Raw genomic sequence first — 11483 nt, forward strand, 5'->3', positions numbered from 1 at the left:
GGGCCCCTGTTTGTCCGTGTTGATGCGCAAGGTGCCCGTATTGAGGGAGAGGTTGACAGTCTGCACTGTGGCATGTGCGACAAAACCCGTGATCGGTTTGTCGATTGAAAGAGGTCCCGCTTAGCGTCTGTCCGGCTGTCCGTCACGCAGTGCGCCGCAGCCGCGGCACCGGGCAGTCATCGCCGAGTCCCCGTACGGCGCGAGCCAGGGGAGCCGGGGACCCACCATGTGCAGTCCCTGGGGTGAATCGGACGCCCGCGCGTACAGCGAGGGGGTCCGTAGGAGACCTTCCTGCTCCGAACCCGTCAGCTAACCCGGTAGGCGAGAAGGAAGGAAAGGACCAGCCACTACATGGCGTTCACCCGCGCCACCGGGAAGCACCGTCGTCCCAGCCGCCCCAGCCTTGTCACCCGTACGACCGCCCGCGCTGCCGGCGTCGCCGCCCTCGCGACCACCGGCGTCGTCGGCTCCCTCGCCGCCCCGGCGCTCGCGGCGGAGTCCGCCGTCGAGCAGACCGGTCTCACCCCGGTGATCTCCATCGGCGAGTCGCTCGCCGCCCAGATCGACGCCCAGGCCGCCGCTCAGGAACAGGCCGCCGAGAAGGCCGCCGCCGAGAAGAAGGCCCTGGCCGCCGCGCAGAAGGAGGCGGAGGAACGGGTCAAGGAGGCACGCGAGGCACAGGCCCGCGCCGCCCGTGAGGCCGAGCGCAAGCGCCTCAACAGCTATGTCTCCCCGATCTCGGGCTCGTACATCTCCACGGGCTACAAGGCGGGCGGCGGCATCTGGTCCTCCGGCAGCCACACCGGCGTCGACTTCCACGCCGCGTCCGGCACCACCGTCCACGCGGTGGGCTCCGGCACCGTCGTCGAGGCGGGCTGGGGCGGCTCCTACGGCAACAACATCGTGATCAAGATGATCGACGGTACCTACACTCAGTACGGTCATCTGTCGTCCATCAGCGTCTCCGTCGGCCAGACGGTCACCCCGGGGCAGCAGATAGGCCTCTCCGGTGCCACCGGCAACGTCACCGGCCCGCATCTCCACTTCGAGGCGCGCACGACCCCGGAGTACGGCTCGGACATCAACCCCGTCGCCTACCTCCGCTCGCACGGCGTGAACGTCTGACGAACCCGCGCACCATTTGTCGTGGCCCCGGCTCCCCGAGCCGGGGTTTTCGGCGTTTCGGAGGGCGGTGTGTCCAAAAAATATCCATGGATTCCGGCCTGCCGTCGGAAATTCCGGTTCTCTGCAATAGAGTCACCTGACACACGTCAATCGTCGACGTTTCACGGGGATTAAAGCGGAGGTCGGACATGCGTATTCCGGCGCACTCGGTATGCACGGCGATCCGGGACGACATCGTCGCCGGTGTCTACGAGCGCGGCAGCCGGCTCACCGAGGAACTGCTGGCGCGCCGGTACGGTGTCTCGCGCGTCCCCGTTCGCGAGGCCCTGCGCACGCTGGAGGCCGAGGGCTTCGTGGTGACCCGGCGGCACGCGGGCGCGTGCGTCGCGGAACCCACCGAGCCGGAGGCCTCCGACCTGCTGGAGATGCGCATGCTCCTGGAACCGCTGGGCGCCTCCCGGGCCGCCCAGCGGCGCACCGAGGCACACCTCAAGGTGCTGCGCGGCCTGGTCAGGCTGGGGCAGGAGCGGGCCAGGAGGGGCAACAGCGAGGATCTGCGCTCCCTGGGAGGCTGGTTCCACGAGACGCTCGCCCAGTCCTCCGGAAGCCAGGCCCTGGCCTCGACGCTCACCCAGCTCCGGCACAAGATCGCCTGGATGTACGCGGTGGAGGCGCCGGCCAGCCCCGTCGACTCCTGGGCGGAGCACGGGGCGATCGTGGACGCGGTGGCGCGCGGTGACAGCGAGCGGGCGCGGGCTGTCACGGCGCTGCACACCGAGCGCGCGACCGCCGCGCACCGGCTGCGTTTTCCGGGTGGCGGAGACCGTCCGGATCGTGTGAGGACTTCGCAACATCCCGTAAACATGACGGGCCTGCGTCATTAACACGGGCACCGTATACAAAGAGGGTTGAATTCGCGGGGGATTATTTTCGCTGCCCGCGATCGAGAATGACAAAGGGCCTGCCTGATATTCAGGCAGGCCCTTCGCGGTGTGCGGATGGTGTTTGTGAAGTGGCGTCCACCGGCACCATCAATTGAGGACCGGCAGGGTCCTCAGACCGTCTCGGGAAGTTCTTCGAGACCCTCGGCCACCAGCTTCGCCAGGCGGTCGAGCGCGGCGTCGGCGCCCTCCGCTTCGGAGGCGAGGACGATCTCCTCGCCGCCCTGGGCCCCCAGGCCGAGGACCGCCAGCATGGAGGCCGCGTTGACGGGGTTGCCGTCGGCCTTGGCGATCGTCATGGGGACACCGGCGGCCGTGGCCGCACGGACGAAGATGGAGGCGGGGCGGGCGTGGAGGCCCTCCGCCCAGCCGACGTTGACGCGGCGCTCAGCCATGTGATGCTGCCCTTCACTGTCTCAGAGTTGTCTAGACCATTGTTCCATAGCGTGAAGCGTGCCGGAAGGCAGGACGAAACCTGTCCCGGAACCGCGTTCGAACCCCGGCCCGGGCCCGACTTCGGTCCCCCACAGACTGCATCGCGACGCTGTCGGACGCGAGCCGTACTCTGGGGCGCATGCAGAACTCGGCGGACCGGCACGAGTACCCCGCCCACTGGGAGGCGGACGTCGTGCTGCGCGACGGCGGCACCGCCCGTATCCGGCCCATCACCGCGGACGACGCCGACCGGCTGGTCAGCTTCTACGAGCAGGTGTCGGACGAGTCGAAGTACTACCGCTTCTTCGCGCCCTATCCGCGCCTGTCCGCAAAGGACGTCCACCGCTTCACCCACCACGACTTCGTGGACCGGGTGGGGCTCGCGGCCACGGTCGGCGGCGAGTTCATCGCCACCGTACGTTACGACCGTATCGACGCCGACGGACTGCCCGCCCCCGGTCCCGCCACCGAGGCGGAGGTCGCCTTCCTGGTGCAGGACGCCCACCAGGGCAGGGGTGTCGCCTCCGCTCTTCTCGAGCACATCGCGGCCGTCGCCCGGGAGCGCGACATCCGCCGCTTCGCCGCCGAGGTGCTGCCGGCCAACAGCAAGATGATCAAGGTGTTCACGGACGCCGGGTACACCCAGAAACGCAGCTTCGAGGACGGCGTCGTACGTCTCGAGTTCGACCTGGAGCCCACCGACCGCTCACTCGCCGTCCAACGCGCGCGGGAGCAGCGGGCCGAGGCGCGCTCCGTACGACGGTTGCTCGTCCCGGGCGCCGTGGCCGTCGTCGGCGTCGGCCGCGCCCCCGGTGGCGTCGGCCGCAGCGTTCTCGACCACATCAGGGACGCCGGTTTCACCGGCGAGCTGTACGCGGTCAACAGCGCCTTCCCGGAAGAACAGAAGGACATCGACGGAGTACCGGCCCACCGGTCGGTGCGTGACATCGGGGGCCCCGTGGACCTCGCGGTCGTCGCCGTCCCGGCGGCGCACGTCCCTGACGTCGTCACCGAGTGCGGTGAACACGGTGTGCAGGGGCTCGTCGTGGTCTCCGCCGGGTACGCCGAGAGCGGCCCCGAAGGGCGGGAACGCCAGCGTGAACTCGTACGGCACGCGCGCACGTACGGGATGCGCATCATCGGCCCCAACGCCTTCGGGGTCATCAACACGGCCGAGGGCGTCCGGCTTAACGCGTCTCTCGCTCCCGAGATGCCGAGGCCCGGACGGATCGGGCTGTTCGCGCAGTCCGGGGCCATCGGGATCGCGCTGCTGTCCCGGCTGCACCGGCGCGGGGGAGGGGTCACCGGGGTCACCGGGGTGTCGACCTTCGTCTCGTCCGGCAACCGGGCCGACGTGTCGGGCAACGACGTTCTCCAGTACTGGTACGACGACCCGGACACCGACGTCGTCCTCATGTACCTCGAATCCATCGGCAACCCGCGCAAGTTCACGCGCCTCGCGCGGCGCACGGCGGCGGCCAAGCCGCTGGTGGTCGTCCAGGGGGCGCGGCACGGCGGCGCCGCTCCCCAGGGACATGCCGTACGGGCCACGCGGCTGCCCCACGCGACGGTGTCCGCGCTGCTGCGGCAGGCCGGGGTGATCCGGGTGGACACGATCACCGAACTGGTCGACGCGGGGCTGCTGCTGGCCCGGCAGCCCCTGCCCGCCGGGCCCCGGGTGGCGATCCTGGGGAACTCGGAGTCGCTGGGCCTGCTGACGTACGACGCGTGCCTCTCCGAGGGACTGCGGCCCCTGGCGCCGCTGGATCTGACGACGGGGGCGACGCCCGAGGACTTCCACCGGGCGTTGGCGGAGGCGTTGGCGGACGAGGGCTGCGACGCGGTCGTCGTCACCGCGATCCCCACGGTGGGGGAGGCTTCCGCCCGGGACGCCGCGTTGGCCGACGCGCTCCGGTCGGCCGCGGCGGAGGTTCCCGGCAAGCCGGTGCTCGTGGTGCACGTGGAGCTGGGCGGGCTCGCGGAGGCTCTGTCGGCTGCCGCCAGTACGGCGCCGCAGGCGGGTGCACCGGCACCCGGAACCGGACCTGTAGGCGGCGCCCGGGCATCCCGCCCTGCGGAACGCCCGCCCACCGCGGTCGCGGTGCCCGCACCGGCGTCCCCGCCCGCCCCCGATTCCTGTTCCCGTCTCATCCCCGCCTACCCCGCCGCCGAGCGCGCCGTGCGGGCCCTCGGGGAAGCCGTGAAGTACGCCCAGTGGCGGCGGGAGGCCGCCGAACCCGGCAAGGTGCCCGAGTCCATCGACGCGGACATCGACGAGAAGCGGGCCGCCGAGCTGATCGGCGGCCTCCTCGCGCGCGGGCAGGGGCTCACCCTCGGTACGGAGGAGACGTGCGAGCTGCTCGGGACGTACGGCATCCCGGTGCGCAGGGCCCTGCCCGCGCCGAGCCCCGACGACGCCTCGGCCGCCGCGAGGACCCTCGGTTACCCGGTCGCTCTCAAGGCCACCGCCCCGCACCTGCGGCACCGCGCCGACCTGGGCGGCGTACGCCTGGATCTCGCGGACGAGGAGCAGCTGCGGCGGGCGTACGCCGAGCTGACCGGTCTCTTCGGCGACCCAGAAGTGACGCGGCCCGTGGTGCAGGGAATGGCACCGCGGGGGGTCGACACCGTCGTACGGGCGGTCATCGACCCGGCGGCCGGAGCGGTGCTTTCCTTCGGGCTCGCGGGTCCCGCCTCGCAGCTGCTGGGGGACCTCGGTCACCGGCTGATACCGGTGACCGACCGCGACGCGGCCTCACTGATCCGGTCGATCCGGACGGCGCCGCTCCTCTTCGGCTGGCGCGGCTCGGCCCCGGTCGACAGCGAGGCGCTGGAGGAGCTGCTGCTCAGGGTGTCCCGGCTCGTCGACGACCATCCCGAGGTCATCGCGGTCTCCCTGGAGCCGGTGGTCGTCGCGCAGCACGGCCTGAGCGTGCTCGGGGCGTCGGTGCGGCTCGCGCCCCCGCCCGTCCGCGACGACCTCGGTCCCAGGACACTTCCTGTGTACTGAGCGGTGCCTCGCAGTCAGTGGGCCCCCGTAAGATGGGCACATGGCCAAGACCAGTACGTCGACCCAGGGGCTGCGAGCGGCGATCGAGCGCAGCGGCTACTACCCGGCCCTCGTGGCCGAGGCGGTGGAGGCCGCGATCGGCGGCGACTCCATCCGGTCGTACCTGGTCCACCAGGAGACGACATTCGACGCGAACGAGGTGCGCCGGCACGTGACCGTGCTCGTCCTCACGGGCAACCGTTTCATCGTCAGCCACACCGACGAGCAGGCCGAGGACACCACGTCCCCGACGCCGTACGCCACCACGTCCACGGAATCCGTGAAGCTCGGCCGGATCTCGTCCGTGGTCGTCAGCCGGGTCGTCGCCAACCCGGAGTCCTACACCCCGGGCACGCTGCCCCGTGAGGTCGTCCTGACCATCGGCTGGGGCGCCGTCTCCCGTATCGACCTGGAGCCGGCCGCCTGCGGTGACCCCAACTGCGAGGCGGACCACGGCTACACGGGCAGCTCGACGGCGGACGACCTGAGCCTGCGCGTCAGCGAGGCCGGGGACGGCCCGGAGACGGTCCGCCAGGCCCTCGTCTTCGCGCAGGCCCTCTCGGAAGCGACAGCGGACGTCACCCGCTGATGGCGCAGCCAACCGCCTGGGACCACCCGGAACCGCTGGCCGTCTCCTCCGCTCCCGTCCCGCACTACGGCACGGGCTCCCTCGCGGACCTGCTGCCCACCCTCGCCGCCGGCATGGACGTACCGGGCATGTCTCCCGCGATCCCGGAGCTGGCGCCCGCCGACCGGAACTGTGTGTTTCTGATCGACGGGCTCGGCTGGGAGCAGTTGCGGGACCACCCGGACGAGGCCCCCTTCATGAGCTCGCTCATGAGCAGCTCGCGCGGTGACACGGGCCGCCCGATCACCACCGGCTACCCGGCGACCACCGCGACCTCCCTCGCCTCCGTGGGCACCGGACTTCCGCCGGGCGCCCACGGCCTGCCCGGCTACACCGTGCGCAACCCGGCCACCGGCGAGCTGATGAACCAGCTGCGCTGGCAGCCGTGGTCGGACCCGCGCGCGTGGCAGCCGTATCCCACGGTGTTCCAACTGGCGCACCAGGCCGGGGTGCACACCGCCCAGGTCTCCTCGCCGACCTTCGAGAACACCCCGCTGACGAAGATCGCGCTCAGTGGCGGAACGTTCCGGGGCAAGCTCTCCGGCGAGGACCGCATGGACCTCGCGGCCGAACAACTGGCCACCGGTGACCGCTCGCTGGTCTACACGTACTACGCGGAGGTGGACGGCAAGGGCCACCGCTTCGGGGTCGACTCGGACCCCTGGCGCGGTCAGCTCATGTACGTCGACCGGCTCGTCCAGCGGCTGGCGGAACAACTCCCGCCGCGCGCCGCGCTGTACGTCACCGCCGACCACGGCATGATCGACATCCCGTTCGACGAGCAGCACCGCATCGACTTCGACGAGGACTGGGAACTGCGCGCCGGTGTCGCCCTGCTGGGTGGCGAGGGCCGCGCGCGGCATGTGTACGCGGTTCCGGGTGCCGAGGCGGACGTACTGACCTGCTGGCGCGAGGTGCTCGGTGAGCAGTTCTGGGTGGCCTCGCGTGACGAGGCGATCGCGGCGGGCTGGTTCGGACCGACGGTCGACGAGCGCGTGTACGGGCGAATCGGTGACGTGGTCGCGGCTGCTCGGGACGACGTTCTGATCGTCGCCTCCGAGCGGGAGCCGAGGGAGTCGGCGATGGTGGGCAACCACGGCTCGATGACCCCTGCGGAACAGTTGGTCCCGCTGCTCCAAGTACGCTCCTGACGCCCGCCCCTGTCCGACAGCCCCCTGCCCGGCCCTCCTCCCGTCCCCCGTCCTGCGCGTGACTCGCGTATCTCGCCGAAAGGTGCTCGACTTCCCATGCCCGAGCTGGTGTTCTTCTCCGGAACGATGGACTGCGGGAAGTCCACGCTGGCGCTCCAGATCGGACACAACCGGTCGGCGCGAGGGCTTCAGGGTGTGATCTTCACGCGCGACGACCGGGCCGGGGAAGGGAAGCTGTCGTCGCGGCTCGGTCTGGTGACGGAGGCGGTCGAGGCGGCCGTGGGCATGGATCTGCACGCCTACCTGGTGGACCAGATGTCCAGGGGCGGCAAGGTCGACTACGTGATCGTGGACGAGGCGCAGTTCCTCGCGCCGGACCAGATCGACCAGTTGGCGCGGGTGGTGGACGACCTCGGGCTGGACGTCTTCGCCTTCGGCATCACCACCGACTTCCGTACGAAGCTCTTCCCGGGCTCCCAGCGGCTGATCGAACTGGCGGACCGGATCGAGACCCTCCAGGTGGAGGCGATGTGCTGGTGCGGGGCACGGGCCACGCACAACGCGCGCACCGTGGACGGTGCGATGGTCGTGGAGGGTGAGCAGGTCGTCGTCGGCGATGTGAACCACACGGCCGAGGAGATCGGCTACGAGGTGCTGTGCCGACGGCACCACCGACGCCGTATGACGAGCGCCTCCGCGCACGCCTCCGTCATCTCTCCGGACGTCCTGCCGGTCAATTCGGCCTGACAGTTCTGCCCGGCAGTTCTTTCCAGCCGTTCCGATACGATGAAGGTCACAATAACGTATCGGGCATTTCGCGCTTCAATCTTCACCTGAAGCACACAAGTTGGCTAAGTTGACCTCCGAACACCTTCCCAAACCTGCTGTCCGCACCTGACAGTTGGCCGGGGAAGACGTACCACGGAAGGAGCTCGTCCCGCATGGCGCCGGAACGAACCCGAGATGATGGGCCGAGCCGTGAGGAGGTCCAGCAACGGATCAACAGCCTCTACGACCAGGCCGAGAGCTTCACCGGGACCTTCAACGCCACCCGCGCGATGAAGCTGGGGATACGCAGGCGCGTCAACCCGGCGCCCGAGGCCGCGCGCAGGCGCTCCGACCCCGCCCTCGACGAGGTCGCGCGGCCGTGGTTCGACGTGGGGCGCGCCCAGCTGGGCCCGACCGTTCCGGCGGTGCTGCCGCCCGACAGGAGGCCGGCCCGTACGGCGGAGGCCCGTCCCGCCCGACCCGCCGACTCCCTCCCTGAGCTGACCGCCCGTCCGGTACCGGAGTTGTCCGCAGGACCCGTGGCCGCGTTGTCCGCGGGGCCGGCCGCCGCACTGGCGCCCGGGAACATGGCCGCGCTGCCGCCGGCGGCGATCGCCGAACTGCCCGTCGCACCCGTGACCGCGCTGTCGGCCGTGCCCGCGCCACGCCAGGAGGCTCAGGGCAGCCCGAACGCGCTTTCGGCCGAGCCCAGCTGGTTCCCCACGCCCGCCCAGCCCGCCGAGGAGTGGCAGCTGCCCCAGGCGGCAGGCCTGAGCCCGGACGCGTTTCTCGACGCGGCCACACCCCTCTACGCGGGCACGCTCCGCGACGGGGACTACGCCCTGGTCACCGAACTCCCCCTCGTCACGGAACCGTTCCCCGTCGCCGACCCGTTCCCCGTGCCGGAGACGCCGTACGGCACGCAGGCGCCCTACACCACACAGACACCGCCGCACGGCACGCAGATGTCCTACGCGACGGAGTACGCCACGCAGACACCGCCCCACGGCACGCAGACGTCGTACGCCACGGGGACCTACTACTCCGGCGCGGAGCCGTTCCCGGCGGCCGGGAACGGCGTGAGCGGCGGCGTCGCGTTCGCCTCGGAGTCCGGTGCGAAGGCCGTGAAGGCGGTCGCCTTCGCCCGGGCGCAGATCGGCAGACCGTGCGTGTGGGGCGCGGCCGGCCCGGGTTCGTACGACAACTCCGGTCTCGTCCAAGCCGCCTGGAAGGCGGCCGGGGTCGCTCTCCCGCGTGCCGTGCACGACCAGGCGAGCGCCGGCATGGTGATCAACCTGACCGACGTCCGGCCCGGCGATCTCGTCTTCTTCCACGGCGAGGCGGGCCATGTCGGGCACGTGGGCATCTCCGTCGGCGACGGAATGATGATGCACGCACCGAATCCGGGGTCGCGGGTGCGCGAGGACTCGATCTTCGCGGCCGGTGAGGCGGCGATCCACAGCGTCCTGCGGCCCGCGTAGGGGCCCTCCAGGGCTCCGTCAGTGGGCGCCCTGGATCAGCGAGAACATCGCCCCCTCGGGGTCCGTCACGGTCGCCACACGGCCGTGTGCGCTGTCGTGCGGGGGCTTGACGACGTGGCCGCCCAGGTCCACCAGGCGGGTGGCCGCCGAGTCCGTGTCAGCGACCTCGAAGTACGTCCTCCAGTGCGGTCCCCGGTCGCGGGGCAGGAAGTTGCCCACGCCGTGGATGCCGGCGACCGGGCGGCCCCCGACGTGCAGGGTGACGTAGTCGAAGTCCGCCGACACCACGGGCTCCTCCTCGTACCCGAAGACGGTCTTGTAGAACTTGGCGACGCTCGACGAGTCGCGGGTCACCAGCTCGTTCCAGGCGGGGGTGCCGGGGACGCCGGTGATGCCCGTACCCAGGTGGGCGGCGGTCTGCCAGATGCCGAACACCGCCCCCATCGGGTCGGAGGCGAGCGCCAGCCGGCCCGCCTCGGCCGCGTCGATGGGGCCCACCCCTACCGTGCCTCCCGAGTGCCGGACCATCTCCGCCGTGTGGTCCACGTCGTCGGAGGCGAGGTACGGCGTCCAGGCGACGGGGAGGTGGCGGTCCGGCGGTAGCTGACCGATGCCGGCCACCTCCTGGCCGTCCAGCAGGGCCCGTACGTACCAGCCGAGCTGCTGCGGGCCCGGTTCGAACTCCCAGCCGAACAACTCCCGGTAGAACTCCTGGGTCGCTGTCATCCCGTGCACCATCAGACTCACCCAGCAGGGTGTGCCGGGCGCGTGCCGGGCGGGCGCTTCGTCGTTCCGGCCGGCCGACTCCCGTGCCTCGGTCATCGTCACTCTCTCCTCGACCCCTCGCGGTGGCCGTGTCACTTCCGCTGTCCGCCCCGTCGGCGGACCTGCCGCACGCCGTCGTAGGCGTGCTCCGTCGTGTACGTCGGTCGTGCCGGGCCGCGTTCTCGCGTACCCGCAATGCTCCGTGCCGATGCTCGCACCACCCACGGTGCCGCGCGCCCGGGCCGCGCCGACCCGGCACGTCCTCGTCCCGAGGGTGCCTGAAGCGGACCTTCCCGCCGATTTCCGCGCGATTACCGCACAGTGTCCATCGGTCGTACAGCATGTGTCCGATCCCGTACACCACGTGATCGAACCTGTCCGGCGGGAGAGTAGCCCGCCCTGGCCGTCGCGGCCACCCCGTGGGTAAGGATGAAGCCATGAAAGCCATCATCTCCGCACCCGAACTAGTGAACGAGCTGGCTGGTTCCCACCCACCGGTTCTCCTCGACGTCCGCTGGCAGTTGAGCATGCCCGACGCGGGCGGCGCGGCGCCTTTCGACGGGCGTGCCGAGTACGCTGCGGGGCACCTTCCCGGGGCGGTCTTCGTCGACCTGGACAGGGAACTCGCCTCGGCCTCGGGGCCGGCCGGGCGGCATCCGCTGCCCGAGCTGGAAGTGTTCGGCGAAGCCATGCGCCGCGCGGGCGTCTCGTCCGGCGTTCCGGTGGTCGTGTACGACGGCGGACAGGGCTGGGCGGCGGCCCGCGCCTGGTGGCTGCTGTGCTGGACGGGTCACCCGGACGTGCGGGTCCTCGACGGCGGGTTGCCGTCCTGGAAGGGGGCGCTCGACACGGACGTCCCCGCGCCCACCGAGGGCGACTTCACGCCGGTGCCGGGAGCGGTGGACCTGCTCGACGCGGACGGGGCCGCCGCGCTGGCCCGCTCCGGACTGCTGCTCGACGCGCGCGCGGGGGAGCGTTACCGGGGCGAGGTCGAGCCCATCGACCGGGTCGGCGGACACATCCCGGGCGCTGTCTCGGCGCCCACGAACGAGAACGTGGGCGCGGACGGGCTCTTCCTGCCCGAGGACGAGCTGACGGCCCGTTTCAAGACCCTGGGCGCGGCGGACACCACCGCGGTGG

The 11483-nt window shown here is 71.2% G+C and carries 10 protein-coding genes and 1 riboswitch; of the genes, 8 read left to right on the forward strand and 2 right to left on the reverse strand.

The window, feature by feature from the left end; genetic code table 11:
• Positions 1 to 170 precede the first annotated feature (170 nt).
• Positions 171 to 338: riboswitch (cyclic di-AMP (ydaO/yuaA leader) on the forward strand.
• Between the two features lie 13 nt (positions 339 to 351).
• Together STRTUCAR8_RS29340 and STRTUCAR8_RS29345 are read left to right on the forward strand one after the other, a co-directional pair.
• Positions 352 to 1125 carry a M23 family metallopeptidase gene (locus tag STRTUCAR8_RS29340; protein WP_006379739.1) on the forward strand — a complete coding sequence of 258 codons (774 nt, stop codon included), beginning with the start codon at positions 352 to 354 and terminating at the stop codon, positions 1123 to 1125.
• 188 nt (positions 1126 to 1313) lie between these two features.
• Positions 1314 to 2009, forward strand: a complete 696-nt coding sequence (locus STRTUCAR8_RS29345) for a GntR family transcriptional regulator (RefSeq protein ID WP_006379744.1) — start codon at positions 1314 to 1316, stop codon at positions 2007 to 2009.
• A 170-nt stretch (positions 2010 to 2179) separates the two neighbouring features.
• Here STRTUCAR8_RS29345 and STRTUCAR8_RS29350 read toward each other — a convergent pair whose 3' ends face one another.
• On the reverse strand, positions 2180 to 2461 hold the full coding sequence (locus STRTUCAR8_RS29350) for an HPr family phosphocarrier protein (protein ID WP_006379745.1): 282 nt from the start codon (positions 2459 to 2461) through the stop codon (positions 2180 to 2182).
• A 179-nt stretch (positions 2462 to 2640) separates the two neighbouring features.
• Between STRTUCAR8_RS29350 and STRTUCAR8_RS29355 the strand changes: the two genes are divergently transcribed.
• From STRTUCAR8_RS29355 to STRTUCAR8_RS53525, 5 genes are all read left to right on the forward strand, one after another.
• Positions 2641 to 5511, forward strand: a complete 2871-nt coding sequence (locus tag STRTUCAR8_RS29355; protein ID WP_006379735.1) for a bifunctional acetate--CoA ligase family protein/GNAT family N-acetyltransferase — start codon at positions 2641 to 2643, stop codon at positions 5509 to 5511.
• Positions 5512 to 5551: 40 nt separating this feature from the next.
• On the forward strand, positions 5552 to 6139 hold the full coding sequence (locus tag STRTUCAR8_RS29360; protein ID WP_006379737.1) for a DUF5998 family protein: 588 nt from the start codon (positions 5552 to 5554) through the stop codon (positions 6137 to 6139).
• A complete protein-coding gene (locus STRTUCAR8_RS29365; protein WP_006379736.1) occupies positions 6139 to 7329 on the forward strand; it encodes an alkaline phosphatase family protein in 1191 nt (396 codons plus the stop codon). The genes STRTUCAR8_RS29360 and STRTUCAR8_RS29365 overlap by 1 nt, the downstream gene beginning before the upstream one ends.
• A 96-nt stretch (positions 7330 to 7425) precedes the next feature.
• Positions 7426 to 8076 carry a thymidine kinase gene (locus STRTUCAR8_RS29370; RefSeq protein WP_006379740.1) on the forward strand — a complete coding sequence of 217 codons (651 nt, stop codon included), beginning with the start codon at positions 7426 to 7428 and terminating at the stop codon, positions 8074 to 8076.
• 194 nt (positions 8077 to 8270) lie between these two features.
• Entirely contained in the window at positions 8271 to 9578 is a 1308-nt protein-coding gene (locus STRTUCAR8_RS53525) for a C40 family peptidase (RefSeq protein WP_006379738.1), read from the forward strand.
• A gap of 18 nt (positions 9579 to 9596) precedes the next feature.
• Here the strand turns inward: STRTUCAR8_RS53525 and STRTUCAR8_RS29380 are convergent, their stop codons facing one another.
• Positions 9597 to 10400 carry a VOC family protein gene (locus STRTUCAR8_RS29380; protein ID WP_044473103.1) on the reverse strand — a complete coding sequence of 268 codons (804 nt, stop codon included), beginning with the start codon at positions 10398 to 10400 and terminating at the stop codon, positions 9597 to 9599.
• Between the two features lie 380 nt (positions 10401 to 10780).
• Here STRTUCAR8_RS29380 and STRTUCAR8_RS29385 point away from each other — a divergent pair.
• The coding region (locus STRTUCAR8_RS29385; protein WP_006379743.1) for a sulfurtransferase at positions 10781 to 11483 on the forward strand (703 nt) is incomplete at its 3' end.

This window comes from Streptomyces turgidiscabies Car8 (genome assembly GCF_000331005.1).
Taxonomy (GTDB): domain Bacteria; phylum Actinomycetota; class Actinomycetes; order Streptomycetales; family Streptomycetaceae; genus Streptomyces; species Streptomyces turgidiscabies.

Bases quoted from the DNA above. Each gene is read 5' to 3' on its own strand.
- STRTUCAR8_RS29340 (WP_006379739.1), top strand. From the start codon at position 352: ATGGCGTTCACCCGCGCCACCGGGAAGCACCGTCGTCCCAGCCGCCCC.
- STRTUCAR8_RS29345 (WP_006379744.1), top strand. From the start codon at position 1,314: ATGCGTATTCCGGCGCACTCGGTATGCACGGCGATCCGGGACGACATC.
- STRTUCAR8_RS29350 (WP_006379745.1), bottom strand. From the start codon at position 2,461: ATGGCTGAGCGCCGCGTCAACGTCGGCTGGGCGGAGGGCCTCCACGCC.
- STRTUCAR8_RS29355 (WP_006379735.1), top strand. From the start codon at position 2,641: ATGCAGAACTCGGCGGACCGGCACGAGTACCCCGCCCACTGGGAGGCG.
- STRTUCAR8_RS29360 (WP_006379737.1), top strand. From the start codon at position 5,552: ATGGCCAAGACCAGTACGTCGACCCAGGGGCTGCGAGCGGCGATCGAG.
- STRTUCAR8_RS29365 (WP_006379736.1), top strand. From the start codon at position 6,139: ATGGCGCAGCCAACCGCCTGGGACCACCCGGAACCGCTGGCCGTCTCC.
- STRTUCAR8_RS29370 (WP_006379740.1), top strand. From the start codon at position 7,426: ATGCCCGAGCTGGTGTTCTTCTCCGGAACGATGGACTGCGGGAAGTCC.
- STRTUCAR8_RS53525 (WP_006379738.1), top strand. From the start codon at position 8,271: ATGGCGCCGGAACGAACCCGAGATGATGGGCCGAGCCGTGAGGAGGTC.
- STRTUCAR8_RS29380 (WP_044473103.1), bottom strand. From the start codon at position 10,400: ATGACCGAGGCACGGGAGTCGGCCGGCCGGAACGACGAAGCGCCCGCC.